12 protein-coding genes are annotated in these 16,641 nt (G+C 64.5%); 7 read left to right on the plus strand and 5 right to left on the minus strand.

Going from position 1 to position 16,641, the window contains the following annotated elements; all coding sequences use genetic code 11:
- Positions 1-197: 197 nt before the first annotated feature.
- The 4 genes from PHS32_RS19670 (at position 198) to PHS32_RS19685 (ending at position 6,556) form a co-directional block, all read left to right on the plus strand.
- Positions 198-1,193, plus strand: a complete 996-nt coding sequence (locus PHS32_RS19670; RefSeq protein WP_301080817.1) for a quinone oxidoreductase — start codon at positions 198-200, stop codon at positions 1,191-1,193.
- Complete coding sequence (locus tag PHS32_RS19675; RefSeq protein WP_301080818.1) at positions 1,190-2,017, plus strand: NUDIX domain-containing protein; 828 nt, start codon at positions 1,190-1,192, stop codon at positions 2,015-2,017. The genes PHS32_RS19670 and PHS32_RS19675 overlap by 4 nt, the downstream gene beginning before the upstream one ends.
- Before the next feature lie 206 nt (positions 2,018-2,223).
- Positions 2,224-3,375: an efflux RND transporter periplasmic adaptor subunit gene (locus PHS32_RS19680; protein ID WP_301080819.1), complete on the plus strand. Its 1,152-nt coding sequence runs from the start codon at positions 2,224-2,226 to the stop codon at positions 3,373-3,375.
- A 1-nt stretch (position 3,376) separates the two neighbouring features.
- Positions 3,377-6,556, plus strand: a complete 3,180-nt coding sequence (locus tag PHS32_RS19685) for an efflux RND transporter permease subunit (RefSeq protein ID WP_301080820.1) — start codon at positions 3,377-3,379, stop codon at positions 6,554-6,556.
- 4 nt (positions 6,557-6,560) lie between these two features.
- Here PHS32_RS19685 and PHS32_RS19690 read toward each other — a convergent pair whose 3' ends face one another.
- The 4 genes from PHS32_RS19690 to PHS32_RS19705 all read right to left on the minus strand — a co-directional run bounded on the left by PHS32_RS19690 (position 6,561) and on the right by PHS32_RS19705 (position 12,796).
- Entirely contained in the window at positions 6,561-8,270 is a 1,710-nt protein-coding gene (locus tag PHS32_RS19690; protein WP_301080821.1) for a Na/Pi cotransporter family protein, read from the minus strand.
- Positions 8,271-8,294: 24 nt separating this feature from the next.
- A complete protein-coding gene (gene lspA / locus PHS32_RS19695; RefSeq protein WP_301080822.1) occupies positions 8,295-8,813 on the minus strand; it encodes a signal peptidase II in 519 nt (172 codons plus the stop codon).
- Positions 8,813-11,725, minus strand: coding sequence for an isoleucine--tRNA ligase (gene ileS / locus PHS32_RS19700; protein ID WP_301080823.1), 2,913 nt, complete (start codon positions 11,723-11,725; stop codon positions 8,813-8,815). Before ileS ends, lspA begins: the two co-directional genes overlap by 1 nt.
- A 96-nt stretch (positions 11,726-11,821) precedes the next feature.
- Positions 11,822-12,796 carry a bifunctional riboflavin kinase/FAD synthetase gene (locus PHS32_RS19705; RefSeq protein ID WP_301080824.1) on the minus strand — a complete coding sequence of 325 codons (975 nt, stop codon included), beginning with the start codon at positions 12,794-12,796 and terminating at the stop codon, positions 11,822-11,824.
- 238 nt (positions 12,797-13,034) lie between these two features.
- Between PHS32_RS19705 and PHS32_RS19710 the strand changes: the two genes are divergently transcribed.
- The 3 genes from PHS32_RS19710 to PHS32_RS19720 all read left to right on the plus strand — a co-directional run bounded on the left by PHS32_RS19710 (position 13,035) and on the right by PHS32_RS19720 (position 15,204).
- Positions 13,035-13,592, plus strand: a complete 558-nt coding sequence (locus PHS32_RS19710; RefSeq protein ID WP_301080825.1) for an HNH endonuclease — start codon at positions 13,035-13,037, stop codon at positions 13,590-13,592.
- 72 nt (positions 13,593-13,664) lie between these two features.
- Complete coding sequence (locus PHS32_RS19715) at positions 13,665-14,663, plus strand: DUF1566 domain-containing protein (protein ID WP_301080826.1); 999 nt, start codon at positions 13,665-13,667, stop codon at positions 14,661-14,663.
- A gap of 55 nt (positions 14,664-14,718) precedes the next feature.
- Entirely contained in the window at positions 14,719-15,204 is a 486-nt protein-coding gene (locus PHS32_RS19720; RefSeq protein WP_301080827.1) for a DUF1566 domain-containing protein, read from the plus strand.
- 102 nt (positions 15,205-15,306) lie between these two features.
- Here PHS32_RS19720 and PHS32_RS19725 read toward each other — a convergent pair.
- A partial coding sequence (locus tag PHS32_RS19725) for an MBG domain-containing protein (RefSeq protein ID WP_301080828.1) occupies positions 15,307-16,641 on the minus strand: 1,335 nt, incomplete at its 5' end.

Here is a 16,641-nt window from a genome sequence, read left to right on the forward strand (position 1 = left end):
GGCGAGAGCAGGCAGCAAGTAATTGAAACGGGGCATAAGAAATTCCAGCAATAGGTGCGTGACAGCCTGTCCATTCTGGCAGATAAGCGCAAACTGTTCACCTCAAAGCACTGGGGTAAGTTCGCATAAACCAGGCCGCCGTCGCTGCCCGTCATTTCATGGCAACATACCGAACCTTTCAAATTCGAGGAGCCACCATGAGCCAACACACTTCCCGCGCCATCCGGATCGAGCAAAACGGCGGGCCGGAGCAACTCAAGCTGGTTGCCGTCGCGGTGGGCGAGCCCGGCCCAGGTGAAATCCGCATTCGCCACCACGCCGTCGGCCTCAACTTCATCGACGTCTACCAGCGCAGCGGTCTCTACCCGATGCCGCTGCCGCTGCAACTGGGCATGGAAGCCGCCGGTGTCGTGGAGGCGGTCGGCGCCGGCGTTAGCCACCTCAAGGTCGGCGACCGCGCCGCCTACGCCAGCCAGCCGCCGGGCAGCTACTGCGAGCTGCGGGTGATGCCGGCCAAATGCGTTTGCAGGCTGCCCGATGCCATTTCCTTCGAGACCGGCGCCGCCATGATGCTCAAGGGCTTGACCGCCCAATACCTGCTCAAGCGCACGCTGCCGCAAGGGGGTTTGCAGGCCGGCGATTTCGTGCTGTTCCATGCCGCCGCCGGTGGCGTCGGCCTGATTGCCTGTCAGTGGGCCAGAGCGCTGGGTTTGCAGTTGATAGGCACAGCCGGATCGGACGCCAAATGTGCCTTGGCCAAACAGCATGGTGCCGCCTTCGTCATCAACTATTCAAGTGAGGATTTCCTGGCCCGGGTGAAGGAGATCACCGCCGGCAAAGGCGTCAAGGCGGTGTACGACTCGGTTGGCAAGGACACCTGGGACAAGTCGCTGGACTGTCTGGCGCCGTTCGGCCTGATGGCCAGTTTTGGCAACGCCTCCGGTCCGGTGGCGCCGTTTGCGCCCGGCATTCTGGGCCCCAAGGGCTCGCTCTACGTGACGCGCCAGACCCTCTTCAGCCACATTGGCACGCGCGACAGCACGCAGGCCATGGCGGACGATTTGTTCGCTGCCGTGACCAGCGGCCAGGTGACGATCCGCATCGACCAGCGCTACCCACTGGCCGACGCGGCGCAGGCGCACCGCGACCTCGAAGCGCGCAAGACCACCGGCTGCACCATTCTGACTTTGTGAGCGCGGCGGAACTGGACCCTCGTTGGCTGGCGGCGTTGCACGCCAGCGCTGATCAGCCGCCCTGGCGGCCGCGTCTGCCCTTGCGCTGGGGGCCGCATCTGATCGGCTCGGTGGAGCCCGGTTATTTCAGCCAGGCCGTGCTCCAGCACCCCTTGTTGACGCCCGAACGGCTGCAACGCGAAGAGGACAGCGCGGGCTCGTGCTGGCGCCTGCAAGGCGACCCAACGCGGGCCTTGGCGGGTCTGGCCGAGGCCTTGTTTGAAGCCCGGGTCGGGCGCGTGGTGCAGCAATGGCGCGACGAGCAACTGGCGGTCTGCGACGCCCTGGGTCGGCAAATCGCCACGGTGGAACGTGGTGTGGTGCGGCCGCTGGGTATTGTCACGCGGGCCGTGCACCTGGTGGGGCGGACCGCCGAGGGCCGCTTCTGGGTGCAGCAGCGCGCCCTCGACAAGGCCGACGACCCGGGCCTGTGGGACACCTTGATGGGCGGCATGGTGTCGGCTGCCGACAGCGTGCTGACGGCACTGGCACGAGAAACCTGGGAAGAAGCCGGGCTGCACCTGGAGGCGGTCGAAGAACTGCGTCGGGGCGGCAGCGTGACACTGCGCAAACCCAGTTCCGATCGCTCGGACGCGGGCTACGTGGTGGAACAGGTTGACTGGTTTGCCTGTACCGTTCCGCAGGGCGTGGCGCCGGTCAATCAGGATCGCGAAGTGCTGCAATTCGCTTTGCTCGACCGGGCAGCGTTGCTGGACAAACTGCAGCGCAATGAATTCACCACCGAGGCCGCCCTGATTCTGGTGGCGGCGCTGCGTTTGCCTTGAACTGACCGCTTGGCAGCGGTTCGGCGGCGCGTATTGCCGCATTCCAAACCCTTGAATTTCCTGTTCCCGGATGGCCCCATGGTGGCGCCAGCAGCGCAATTTCTGACCCCTGGCTTGACAGGTCGGGAAGAATTTCCTACATTAATAACCAATTGGTCATTAATTGACTTCACTTCCATTTTTCGATTTCAGGCGGGGTCACGGTCATGCAGACAGATTGGGTGCGGCAGTCAAGGAGCGGGTTTTTGCGCCACTGGGCCAGGGGTGTCGGGGTTATCGGTGCGGTCGTGCTGCTGGCCGCCTGCAAACAGCCGGCGCCGCCCGAGGAACCGGTACGCGCGGTCAAGGTGTTGACCGTGGGCACCAGTGCCTTGCAGGCGCAGCTCGAATTTGCCGGCGAAGTACGGGCCCGGACCGAGTCCCGGCTGGGCTTTCGCGTTGGCGGAAAAATCATTCGCCGGCCGGTCGAAGTCGGACAGACGGTGAAACCCGGTCAACTGCTGGCGCAGCTCGATCCCCGGGATTACCAGCTCTCGGCCGGCGCGGCACAGGCCCAGGTGGCTGCGGCCTTGACCAATCGCGACCTGGCCAGTTCCGATTTCAAGCGCTACCAGGAACTCAAGGCGCAGGGCTTTATCGGCGCGGCGGAGCTGGAGCGGCGCGAAACCGCCCTGAAAGCCGCACAGGCGCAACTGGAGCAGGCGCAGGCGCAGTCGGCGGCGCAGCTCAACCAGGCGGCGTATGCCAATTTGTACGCCGACGCTGCCGGTGTCGTGGTGGCCGTGGAGGCCGAACCGGGCCAGGTGGTGGCGGCCGGCACGCCGGTGCTGCGCCTGGCGCACGACGGGCCGCGCGACGTGGTGTTTTCGGTGCCGGAGGACCGGGTCGGCGCGATGCTGCCGGGTGCCACGGTGCAGGTCAGGAACTGGGCCTCGGGCAGCCTGCAAACGGCCCAGCTGCGCGAGGTCGGGGCGCTGGCCGACCCGCTGACCCGCACCTTCACGGTCAAGGCGGCGCTAATGGGTCAGCCGGCACCGGCCCTGGGCAGCACGGCCTATGTGCGCCCGCCCGCGCTGAGCCAGGCCGGCACACCAGCCATCCGGCTGCCCACCAGCGCCTTGCGCCAGGACGGCAAGAACACGGCGGTGTGGGTGCTGGAGCCGGCCACCATGCAGTTGCGCTCGGTAGCTATCACGGTGGCGACGCTGGACGACAACGAGGTGGTGGTGAGCGCCGGACTGAGTCCCGGGATGCAGGTGGTGACGACCGGCGTGCATGTACTCACCGCCGGTCAAAAGGTCACGCTGTACCAGGCCCGGCCCGAGGTGGCTGCGCTTTCACCTGTGACGGGACGCTGAGATGGACCTGAATGAGCAGGAAGCCCAACCGGGCTTCAATCTTTCGCGCTGGGCGCTGGACCACGCGGCGCTGACGCGCTACCTGATGGTGGTGCTGCTGCTGTTGGGTTTTGCCTCCTATTTCCAGCTCGGGCAGGACGAGGATCCGCCGTTCACCTTCCGCGCCATGGTGGTGCGCACCTACTGGCCGGGGGCCAGCGCGCGCCAGGTCGCCGAACAGGTGACCGACAAGCTGGAGCGCACCTTGCAGGAGGTGCCCTACGCCGACAAGATCCGCAGCTACTCCAAGCCGGGTGAGTCGCAGATCATTCTGGAGATCAAGGACTACTCGCGCGCGGCCGAGGTGCCGGGCGTCTGGTATGCCGTGCGCAAGAAGATCGGCGACATGCGCTACACCTTGCCGCAAGGCGTGCAGGGGCCGTTCTTCAACGACGACTTCGGCGATGTCTATGGCGTCATCTATGCCTTGCAGGCCGACGGCTTCAGCAACCCCGAGCTGCGCGTGCTGGCCGACAACGTGCGCCAGACGCTGCTGCGCGTGCCGGATGTGGCCAAGGTGGAACTGTTCGGCGTGCAGGATGAAAAACTCTACATCGAGATCTCGCAGCGCCGTCTGGCGCAACTGGGACTGGACCTGAACCAGGTGCTGGCGCAACTGGGCCAGCAGAACGCGATTGAGCCGGCCGGCATCGTGCAGACGCCGCTGGACGCGGTGCAGCTTCGGGTGGCCGGCCAGTTCGAGGCGGAAGAACAACTGCGCGCGATGCCGATTCGGGGTGCTTCGGGCAACCAGTTGAGGCTGGGCGACATCGCGCAAATCCGGCGCGGCCTGGTGGAGCCACCGCAGGTCAAGGTCCGGCACCAGGGCGCCGAAGGCATTGCGCTAGGTGTTTCCATGGCCAAGGGCGGCGACATCATTGCGCTGGGCAAGGCCTTGAAGACGGCCGTTGCCGAGATCGAGAAAGGCTTGCCGGCCGGCGCCCACCTGTCGCAGGTGCAGGACCAACCCAAGGCGGTGGCCCAGTCGGTCAACGAATTCGTCGCGGTGTTGATCGAGGCGGTGGTGATTGTGCTGGGCGTGAGTTTCCTGGCGCTGGGCTTTCACACGCATCCGGGCGAGAAGCGCTGGCTGCGGCGCTACACCCTGGACGTGCGACCCGGGCTGGTGGTGGCCATCACGATCCCGCTGGTCATGGGCTTGACCTTTCTGGCCATGTGGTACTGGGGCATAGGCTTGCACAAGATTTCGCTCGGCTCGCTCATCATCGCCCTGGGGCTGCTGGTGGACGACGCCATCATCGCGGTCGAGATGATGGTGCGCAAGCTGGAGGAGGGCTACGACAAGGTGCGCGCCGCCACCTACGCTTACGAGGTAACGGCCATGCCCATGCTGACCGGCACCTTGATCACGGCGGCCGGTTTTCTGCCGATCGGCATTGCACGCTCCATGACCGGCGAATACACCTTCGCCATCTTTGCCGTGACGGTGATTGCGTTGTGCCTGAGCTGGCTGGTGTCGGTCTACTTCGTGCCCTATCTGGGCACTCTGCTGCTGAAGGTCAGAGCGCATGCGCCGATTGCCGCCGGACTCATGCCGGGCGCCGACGGCGTGGCGCACGAGATGTTCGACTCGCCGTTCTACAACCGCTTTCGCCAGGCCGTCAACTGGTGCGTGGCGCACCGCTGGAGCACCATAGCTGTGACGCTGCTGAGTTTTGTGCTGGGCATCGTCGGCATGGGCCAGGTGCAGCAGCAGTTTTTTCCGGACTCCAGCCGCCTGGAGATCATGGTCGACGTCTGGTTTCCCGAGGGTACTTCGATGGCCGCCAACGAGGTGACGACGCGCCGGGTCGAGCAGCGCCTGATGCGCGAGCCCGGCGTGCAGGCCGTCAGCACGTGGATCGGCTCCGGCGTGCCGCGTTTCTACCTGCCGCTGGACCAGGTCTTTCCGCAAACCAATGTGTCGCAGTTCATCGTCATTCCCAAGGACATGAAGCTGCGCGAGTCGATTCGCGTCAAGCTGCCGGCCTTGCTGGCGCAGGAATTCCCCGAAGTGCGGGGGCGCGTCAAGCTGCTGCCCAACGGCCCGCCGGTGGCCTATCCGGTACAGTTTCGGGTGATGGGGCCGGACCCGGCGCTGCTGCGCGAATACGCCGACGAGGTCAAGGCCATCCTGCGCCAAGCGCCCGACACGCGCGGCGTCAACGACAACTGGAACGAACCGGTCAAGTCGATCCGGCTGGAAGTGGACCAGGCCAAGGCGCGCGCCCTGGGCGTCAGCAGCCAGTCGATTGCGCAGGCCACGCGCACCGTTTTCAGCGGCAGCACGGTGGGTCAGTTCCGCGACGGTGACCAGCTGATAGAGATCGTGCTGCGCCAGCCGCTGGAGGAACGCCGCGCGATCAGCGACCTTGGCAATACCAATCTGCCGACCGCCTCGGGCAAGGCTATCCCGCTGCTGCAAATTGCGAAACCGGTGTTTGCCTGGGAGCCGGGCGTGCTGTGGCGCGAGAACCGCGATTACGCCATCACCGTGCAGTGCGACATCGTGGAAGGCATGCAGGGCGCCACCGTCACCCAGGCCTTGCTGCCGCAACTGCGGCAACTGGAGTCGCGCTGGCACGCCAAGGGGCAGGCCGGTTACCGCATCGAAGTGGCCGGCGCGGTGGAGCAAAGCAGCAAGGGTTCGGCCTCCATCGCGGCCGGCGTGCCCATCATGCTGTTCATCACCTTCACCTTGCTGATGCTCCAGTTGCACAGTTTCAGCCGCGCCTTGCTGGTGTTCCTGACCGGGCCGCTGGGCCTGGCCGGCGTCGCCGGGGCCCTGCTGCTGCTGGGGCGCCCGTTTGGCTTTGTGGCGCTGCTGGGCGTGATCGCGCTGATGGGAATGATCCAGCGCAACTCGGTGATCCTGATCGACCAGATCGAGCAGGACCGCGCGCGCGGCGTGCCGGCCTGGGATGCGATCGTGGAGTCCGCGGTGCGGCGCCTGCGCCCGATCGTGCTGACCGCCGCGGCGGCAGTGCTGGCCATGATTCCGCTGTCGCGCAGCGTCTTCTGGGGACCGATGGCGGTGGCCATCATGGGCGGCCTGATCGTAGCCACGGCGCTCACCTTGCTGGCCTTGCCGGCCATGTACGCGGCCTGGTTCCGGGTCCGGCGCGAGGCGCCGGCGCCCTGAAAAGTCAGGAGCGCGAGCGCCTTGATTCCGCCGGCCGCGCGGCCTGGCCCTTGACCGGGCGCGTGGTCTGTTCCACCGGTTCGCGCAACCGGTTCGGCGCCAGTGCGCCGGCCGTGTCCAGAATCGGATAGGCGATCGAGCAGATATGCGAGTTGATGCGTTTCAGGTCGCTGATCAAGTCGATGTGCAAGGAGCTGGTTTCCATGCTTTGCGGCGTGTTGACGGCCAGCCGCTCCAGGTGGCTGGCCGCGTATTCACGTTCCAGATCCCTGAAACGCGTTTTTTCTTCCAGCAGCTTGCGCGCGTCGCGCACATTGCCGTCCAGGAACACGCTCATGCCCAGGCGCAGGTTGTCCACCAGGCGTGCGTGCAAGTCGGCGATCTCGGCCATGCCGGCCTCGGAAAACTCGCGTCCCGGCTTGATTTTCTTATTTTCGATATCTTCCAGCACGCGCTCGATGATGTCGCCGATCTGCTCCATGTTGATGGTGAAGCTGATGATGTCGGTCCAGCGATGGCCCTCGCTCTCGCTCAGCGCCTCGCGCGAAATCTTGGTCAGGTAGTACTTGATGTCCGAATACAGCTCGTCCACCGTATCGTCCATTTTTTGCAGGGTCTGGGCCAGGCCGACGTCGTTGTTCTTGATCACGCCCAGAATACCCAGCAGCATGGTCTCGACCACATCGGCCTGGTGCATGGCTTCGCGCACGGCGCACGAAATGGCCAGCGAAGGGGTTTCCAGCGCCGAGGCGTCGAGATGGCGTTGCCGCCCGGCCACCGTGCTCTTGTCGACTTTCGGCAGCCAGCGCTCGACCCGGCGCGCCACCACCTGGGTCAGACCGATAAAGGCAACGCCCACCAGCAGGTTGAAGGTCAGGTGGAACAGCACCACCAGCATGGCTGGCTCGTGCATCCAGGGCCGCACGCTGTGCAGCCACAGGCTGACGAAAGGCGCAATCATGGCAATGCCGACGATCTTGAACACCAGGTTGCCCAGCGGCACCTGGCGCGTCTCCACATTGGTGTTGAGCGTGGTCAGTACCGCCAGCAGGCCGCTGCCCAGGTTGGCTCCCAGCACCAGGCCCAGCGCGACGTCGATCGGCACCACGCCGGTGGTGGCCAGCGCGGCCGTCAGCAGCACCAGGGCCAGACTCGAATAGCTCGCCACCGACAACACGCAGCCGACCGTGATCTCGAGAAAGAAATCGCTGCTGAGCGACCCCAGCAAGGCTTTCACGGCCGGCGCCTGGGTCAGCACGCTGGCCGACTGGGTGACCAGGCGCAGCGCCAGCAGCATCAAGCCCAGGCCGATCAGAATGCGCCCGACGCGGCCCACGGTGGTGGATTGGCGCGCGATGAACAACACCACACCGACAAAAATGAACAAGGGCGAGAGCCAGGACAGATCGCGCGAGAACACGACGGCCATCAGGCTGGTACCGACATCGGCACCCAGCATGACGGCCAGTGCCGAGGTCAGGGACATCAGGCCCTGGCCGACAAAGGACGAGACGATCAGGGCGGTGGCGGTGCTCGATTGCACCAGCGCGGTGACACCCACGCCCGACAGGAAGGCGGCCATGCGGTTGCTGACGCTCTTGGCCAGGATGCTGCGCAGGCTGGCGCCAAAGACGCGCACGATGCCGGTGCGCACCAGTTGCGTACCCCAAACCAGCAGGGCAATCGCGGCGAGCAGGTCCAGCAGGTGCGTCAACGTCTCTTCCTTCTTGAATCAGATCTAGCGCGCGCGCCGCACGCGCAACAGTTCGTCCAGGATCAGGCAGGCGGCGCCCAGGCTGATGGCGCTGTCGGCGACATTGAAGGCCGGAAAATGCCCCATCGGGAACAGGGGTGCCAGCCAGCGCCAATGGAAGTCCAGGAAGTCCACCACGTGGCCATACAGCAGGCGGTCGATCACATTGCCCAGGGCGCCGCCCAGGATACAGGCCAGCGCAAAGGAAAACAACTTCTGACCGCTGTGCGATCTGAGCAACCAGACAATCACGCTGGCTGCCAGCACCCCGATGCCGGTGAAAAACCAGCGTTGCCAGCCGGCCGCCCCATTCAAGAACGAAAACGCGGCGCCGCTGTTGTGCCAGCGAACCAGGTTGAAGAAGCTGGTCACCTGGGTGCTGTCACCCAGCTGGTAGAAGCCGGTGATCAGCACCTTGGTGAATTGGTCCGCGATCACGATGACGAGGGCCAGCCCCAGCCATTGCAGCATGCCGCCCGTGCCGGTAGAGGATTTGCGGGCCATCAGGCAAACTTCCGTTCTTCGCCGGCGCCAAACAGGTTGCTGGTGCAGCGGCCGCACAGGGTCGGGTGCGCCGGGTCATGGCCGACATCGTCGCGGTAATGCCAGCAACGCTCGCATTTGACAGCCTGCGAAGTGCTGGCCGCCGTCGCCAGCGCCTCGCCCGCCAGCAGTTCGACGCCGGACGTGATGAAGACAAACTTCAGATCGTCACCCAGACTTGCCAGCAGCGCATGGTCGTCCGCGGCAACGCTGAGCGCTACCTTGGCTTGCAGTGACGAGCCGACTTGGCCGTCGGCCCGCAAGGCTTCGATGTCCTTGTTCACCACATCACGAATCTCGCGGATGCGACCCCACTTGGCCAGCAAGGCGCTGTCCGGCGCGGCAAGATCCGAATAAGTGTCCATGAAGATAGAGGCTCTGGTCGACGCTGGTGTTTTTCCCGCGGCCCCCAGCACAGCCCAGGCTTCCTCGGCGGTGAAGCTCAGGAACGGCGCCATCCAGCGCAGCATGGCCTGGGTGATGCTCCACAAGGCGGTCTGGGCACTGCGTCGTGCCAGCGATTTGGGAGCGCTAGTGTAGAGCCGATCCTTCAGGATGTCGAGGTAGAAGGAACCCAGGTCCTCGCTGCAATAGAGTTGCAGTTTCCCGACCACCGGGTGGAACTCATAGACCTCGTAGTGCGCCAGAATCTCGGCCTGCAGCTGGGCCGCGCGGCTCAGTGCGTAGCGGTCGATCTCCAGCATGTCCTGAAGTTCGACCGGGTCCGAGGCGGGGTCGAAGTCGCTGACGTTGGCCAGCAGGAATTTGAGCGTGTTGCGGATGCGCCGGTAAGTGTCGACCACGCGCGCCAGGATTTTGGCGTCGATGGCCAGGTCGCCCGAGTAGTCGGTGGAGGCGCACCACAGGCGCAGGATTTCGCCGCCGTATTTTTGCGCCGACTCGCCCAGCGGCATGTAGTTGCCCAGGCTTTTGCTCATCTTGCGGCCGTTGCCGTCGACGGTGAAACCGTGCGTCAACAGGCCGCGATAAGGTGCCCGCCCGTTCATCGCCGCGCTGGTCAGCAGCGACGAGTGGAACCAGCCGCGGTGCTGGTCGTGGCCCTCAAGGTACAAGTCGGCCTCGGGGCCGCTGTTGTGGGCGTTGGCCAGCGGACCGGTCGACTCGCTGTTGGTGGAGGCACCGGCGTCCGCCGCGGCACCGCGGTGGCTGCCGCGCAAGACCGTGTAATGGGTTGTGCCCGAGTCGAACCAGACTTCCAGAATGTCGGTGCTCTTGTCGTAGTGCTCGCCGCCGTCCGGACCCTGGCCCAGCACTTCGGCGGCGCTCAATCTGCTCCAGGCTTCGACGCCGCCTTGCTCCACGATGGCGGCGGCCTGGTCGATGATCTCCAGCGTGCGCGGATGCAGTTCGCCAGTGACCTTGTGCGTGAAGAAGGGGAGGTTGACGCCCCAGTTGCGCTGGCGGCTGATGCACCAGTCGGGCCGGCCGGCGATCATGTCGCGCAGCCGCGCCTTGCCGTTCTCGGGGTAGAACGAGGTCTGCTCGATGGCATCGAGCGCCAACTGGCGCAGCGACTTGGGCGCCTTGTCCTTGGTGAAAACGCCAACCCCTTCGTCCATGCGGATGAACCACTGGGCCGAAGCGCGGTAGATCACCGGCGTCTTGTGGCGCCAGCAATGCGGGTAGCTGTGCACCAGGTCGCTGCTGGCAAACAGGCGGCCGGCGTCGCGCAACGCGTCGATTACCAGCGGCGCCGCCTTCCAGATGTTCATGCCGCCAAACAGCGGCAGATCCAGCGCATAAACGCCGTTGCCCTGCACCGGATTGAGCACCTGGTCGTAGGCCAGGCCGTGCTTGATGCAGGAGTTGAAATCCTCCAGGCCATAGGCCGGGCTGGAGTGCACCACGCCGGTACCGTCATCGGCGGTGGCGTAGTCGGCCAGGTAGACCGGGCTGGCACGGTCGTAGCCGGCGTGGACGTGGGCCAGTGGATGCTTGAACTGGAGCAGGCCCAGCGCCGCGCCTTCGCAGGTCGCCAGCACGCTGCCGCTGAGCTGATAGCGCTCCAGACATTGCTCCACCAGGCTCTCGGCCAGCAGCAACAGACCGCGCGGCGTGTCCACCAGGGCATAGGTCAGCGCCGGGTTGAGGTTGAGCGCCTGATTGGCCGGGATGGTCCAGGCGGTGGTGGTCCAGATGACGGCGAAAGCGTCCTTCTCGATTTTGGGCAGTTTGAAGGCGGCTGCCAGCTTGTCCGGCTCGGCGCACAAGAAGCCGACGTCCAGGGTCTGGCTCTTTTTGTCGTCGTATTCGATCTCGAACTCGGCCAGGCTGGAGCCGCAATCAAAACACCAGTAGGTCGGTTTCAGGCCACGGTAGACAAAGCCACGTTCCACCACGCGTTTGAGGGCGCGCAACTCATTGGCTTCGGTCGCGAAGTCCATCGTGCGGTAGGGCTTGTCCCACTGGCCCAGCACGCCCACGCGTTTGAAGTCCAGCATCTGCTGGGCGATCTGCTCGGTGGCAAAAGCGCGGCTTTTGGCCTGCACTTCAGCGCGGCTGAGGCCGCGGCCGTAGAGTTTCTCGATCGCGTTTTCAATCGGCAGGCCATGGCAGTCCCAACCCGGGATGTACTGCGCGTCCATGCCCTTGAGCTGGCGCGCCTTGACGATCATGTCCTTCAGGATCTTGTTGGCGGCGTGGCCGACGTGCAGTTGGCCGTTGGCATAGGGCGGGCCGTCGTGCAGGATGAATTTGGGTGCGCCGGCGCGCGCCGCGCGCAGTATTTTGTAAATGCCTTTTTCGTCCCATTCCTTGACCCAGCCGGGCTCGCGCTTGGGCAGGTCGCCGCGCATCGGGAAAGGCGTGTCCGGCAAGTTCAGGGTACTACGGTAATCAACTTTTTCAGTCATGACAGATCTCAAGAGGGGAATAGGTGCTGGGGCTTGGTTTTTGGCGCAAGCCGCAAGGCTAACAAGACGCGGGGCCAGGTGCGTGGTCCAGCCCGGTCAAATTCGGGCCGCGAACCAATGGCGTGCCGCGTCGCAGTCCTGTCTTATCCCGCGCGTGAGGGCGTCCAGACCGTCGTATTTCAACTCGTCGTGCAGTTTGTAAAGGAGTTCCACGCGGATGATTTTACCGTAGGCTCCCTCCGGGCCCAGGGCGTCCGGCCAGTCCAGGCAATGGGTTTCCAGCAGCACCCGGCCGCCGTTCACATCGTTCGGGTCCAGCGAGGGACGGATACCCATATTGGCAACGCCTGGCAGAGGCTGGGCCGTCAAGCCATGCACCAGCACCACGAAGATGCCGCTGGCGGCCGGTTTCCAGTGCGCAAAGCGCAGGTTCAGGGTTTTGAAACCCAGTTGGCGTCCCAGTTTGCGGCCGTGTACCACATGCCCCGAGATCCGATACGGCCGCCCCAGCAGCCGGGCCGCGTCATCCATGCGGCCCTGGCCCAAGGCGTCGCGCACGGCGGAACTGGAGACTCTCAAGCCATGCACCTCGTAGCTGTTCATGCGCGCCACGTCGAAGCCTTGTGCCGTGCCAACGGCATCGAGCAGCGCGTAGTCGCCGGCCCGCTTGGCGCCAAAACGGAAATCGTCGCCGACCAGAACATACTTGGCGCCCAGTCCTCTGACCAATACCTCGTCGATGAAGGCCTGCGGCGAGTGCGCGGCCAACTGGGCATCAAAGGGCAGGACCACGGTCTGGTCGACGCCGCACTGGGCCAGATCGATCAGCTTGTCGCGCAGGGTGCCGATGCGCTCCGGCGCCAGCTCCGGCTGCTGCCTGACGGCGGCAAAATAGTCGCGCGGATGCGGCTCGAAGGTCAACGCGCAACTCGGCACGCCGCGCTGCTGAGCCTCGCTTTTGAGCAAGGCCAGCATCGCCTGATGGCCGCGGTGCACGCCGTCGAAGTTGCCGATCGTGAGGGCACAGGTCTGATTCAGACCGGGGTGGTGAAAACCGCGAAATACTTTCATTGAACAGTTATCTTTTTGATAGCAGGCCACGCTTTTGATTCAGGCGCTGGAAGCCAAATTGTCACAAAATGAGGGTATATTGTGTCCTAGCCGTGAAGCGAGCCGTTTCGGCCGCATTGCGAGAGACAATTGCATTTCGTGTGAATGGTTCTAATCAGTTGAGGACAGAGCCGGTTTTTGGGGTCGGAGCCCCATAACCACTGTCCGGCAAGGTTTCAGAAGTTCCAGGAGGCGTGTTTTGAAGGTCTTGAAGCTGTCGGCCCAGGGCTTGCCCCAGTCGTGGATTTCGCTTGAGCAGGCGGTGCTGCACTACGCCGCCGAGGAAGTGCGCTGGGAAATGGGCGGTGAAGTCGCGGTGTTCCGCGGTGGGCACAACGCCATTACCGGCCGGCAGTCGCTTATTGTTGTCAACAGCATCATCGGCACCAAGGGCGTGCCCAACATCAACCCGTTCCACCTCAGACCGGGGCTGACCAACCACAAGTTGTTCGCCCGCGACCGCAATGTTTGCGCTTATTGCGGCGATCATTTCTACGAGGAAGAACTGACCCGCGAGCACATCATTCCGTTCGCCCAGAATGGCGTTGACAACTGGATGAATGTGGTCACTGCCTGCCGCCCCTGCAACCACCGCAAGAGCCACCGCACGCCCGAGCAAGCCAATATGCCGCTGCTCTACACGCCTTATGTGCCCAGCCTGTGGGAAGACTTCATTCTGCGCAACCGCCGCATCCTGGCGGACCAGATGGAATTTCTGATCGCCCACGTGCCCAGGTCGTCCCGACTGCTGGCTTGAAACGCCAGCGACACCACCGGCCAGCCGACAGACCGGCCACGGCGCCAGGATTCAAGGACGATAATTCAGCGCATGCAAAAAGTTATTCAAATCAAGGCTGACAGCGCGTGGCAATACGGCAAGTGCCTGGGCAGCGCGCTGACGCTGTCGGCACTGGCTGCCTGTTTTGGCGGTGAAGGGTCGCTACCGGTTGCCGGGATGACGCCGGCGGTCACCAGCGTGACGCCGGCCAAGGCCATTCTGGGCGAGGCCACCACCTTCACCGTGACCGGTCTGAATCTGCCTCTGACCGCGACCCTGTCAATTGCCGATGGCACTTGCCTGACGCCGACCAACCAGAGCGCGACCGGCTTCACGGTGGTTTGTACCGCGGGCGGTCTGGCCGGCAATCTGGTGCTGACGGTCCGCTCCGATACGGTTGCCAACAGCGGCTGGTGGGTCGGTGCCCAGACCATCACCGCCACGGCGCCGGAAGTCACCCCGCTGACCGTTGTCAATCTGCTGGTCGACAGCGGTGTCAACGCCGGCCAATGCTATGCGGCGGGCAGCGACGTGCTGGTCAGTTGCATCAGTCCGACGGCCATTGCCTTGAACGACAAACAGGACGGCATGACCGGCCGCGACGTCACCAGTGCCGACGGCAGCGACGGCCAGGCCGGCCTGAGCTACAGCACGGTGGCGGCTTTTGCCAAGACCGACTGTGTCAAGGACAACACCACCGGCCTGATCTGGCAGGGCAAGAGCACGGCCCTGACGGCTCTGCCCGGCGACCCCCGCAACCAGGAGGCCAGAGGCCTGGCAAGCACCCTCAATGCGACCGGTCTGTGTGGCTTTACCGATTGGCGCTTGCCATCTCGCGGCGAACTGCAAAGTCTGGTCAATTACGGTTCACTCGATCTGTATTTTTCCATTGATACCAACTGGTTTCCCGACACCAAAATTGGTGCCTACTATTCCGCCACCCAGTACGCGCCCAATCTGAGAAGTGTCTGGCTGGTTGATTTCATCAAGGGCAACGTCGCCCCCGACGGCAGCGCCAGCGGTGGTGTTTATGTGCGCCTGGTGCGCTGACCGTCCGGGCCGCCTGCCGCTGGCTGCGGCGGCAAGATATTTGAAGGAAATGGTTATGAGAAGTCTGAGAAACCGCCGTCACCTGGAACTGCTGTCGGCCCTCGCGCTGCTGGCCTGCCTGGGCACGGCAGGTCCGGCGCAGGCGCAGGCGCGCTACACCTATTCGGCCAATGGTGCCGAAGTAACGGATGTCCAGGCCGGCCTGGTCTGGCGCCGCTGCAGCGAAGGGCAGATCTGGAGTGCCGGCATCTGTAGCGGAACGCCGACCCCCTTTACCCACGAACAGGCGCTGGCGCATGCCAAAACCCAAGGCGTTTGGCGCCTGCCCAACGTCAAGGAGCTGTCCAGTCTGGTCGACACCAGCCGCTTCAACCCGGCGATTGACGGCAACGCCTTTCCCCTGACACCCAGTGCGCTGTATTGGTCGTCGAGCCCCGATGTGCGCCTGCCGTCACTGGCCTGGAGCGTCGATTTTGGGCTCGGTGGCGTGGTCAGCAGCAACCGCTACAGTTCCACCGTCCTGCTTCGTCTGGTGCGCTAATGTGAGCTAGGGCCAGACCCAGGCGGCGAGAAGCGCCGGTCGATATGGCAAGTCGTTTCATATCGGTCATGGCGGCACCGCCATGCACTCACTCGGCGAGTGTCATTCCGCCCGTTCCGAAATTACCACCGTCGTGCGCTTGGTACCCACCGTTACCACAACTTGTATCGGGAATGCACCATCCGGCACGGCAGTCGCAACGAAGCTGTTGGTTTCGGGCACAAAGCGCAGCCAAGCCGGCAAGGGACTGCCGTTCAGCAGGCTGACCTGGATCGGCGTATTGGGTGAGGCATCCGCGAACACCTGTGCCGGCAAAGGGAAGGTGAAACCACTGCCGACCGAGGCCATTTCTTTCGGTATCGCCACGGCGACCATACCCGGTGTCTGGATCGTCGCTTCGCTGACCAGGGATACAGAGATGCTGCCACTACCGGGTACGCCAGCGCTCGCCTGCGACAAAAGTTGCGGGCTGGCTTGCGGCGTCGGCAACGGTGCCGGCACCGGCGCTGGCGGCCGCGGCGGAGCGGCACGGATCGTCAGCGCGCCATCGACGTAGCTGATCGTGTAATTGCCGCTGGTCTGGCCGCCCGGGGTGATGATGTAGCTGCCGGCGTTGACGGCGCCCTGACTGCTGCCGCCATAGGCGAGCGTGCCCCCGAGGACGGAGCTGGTCTCGCCATTGACGAAGCCACTGTAGGCGACGCCGTTGCCACCCGAATAAGCCAGTCCGTCGTAGGTCTTGCTGGCGGCGTTGGCGCTGACCGTCAGCGGGGCCTTGCCGATCGTCAGTGCACCGTTGACATAGCTGACTGTGTAATTGCCGCTGGTCTGGCCACCCGGAGTGATGATGTAGCTGCCGGCGTCGACCGCGCCCTGACTGCTGCCGCCATAGGCGAGCGTGCCCCCGAGGACGGAGCTGGTCTCGCCATTGACGAGGCCGCTGTAGGCGACACCGTTACCGCCCGAATAGGCCAGCCCGTCGTAGGTCTTGCCGGCGGCATTGGCGCTCACCGTCAGGGGCACCTTGGTGATGCTCAGCGTGCCGTTGGCGTAGCTGATGGCGTAGTTGCCGGCGCTGCCGCTGGTGAAAACCTGAGCACTGGGCGCAAGCGGTGCCGTCAGACCGGCCGCCGTGGTGCTGCTGGCGCTGGAACTGACAGAGGCCCAGCCCAGTGCATCGGTATTGGCCAGAGTACCGCTGCTGAGGCTGACCGCGCCGGTGGCGGGATTGGCGTCGCCGTAGGCCCGACTCTGATCGCTGGCGGTCACGGTGATGGGGCGCTGGGTGATGCTCAGCGTGCCGTTGGCGTAGCTGATGACGTAGTTGCCAGCGCTGCCGCTGGTGAAAGCCTGAGCGCTGGGGGGAAGCGGTGCCGTCAGGCCGGCCGCCGTGGTGCTGGTGGCGGTGGAACTGACAGAGGCCCAGCCCAGTGCATC

The organism is Rhodoferax sp. (assembly GCF_028714215.1).
GTDB lineage: Bacteria > Pseudomonadota > Gammaproteobacteria > Burkholderiales > Burkholderiaceae_C > Rhodoferax.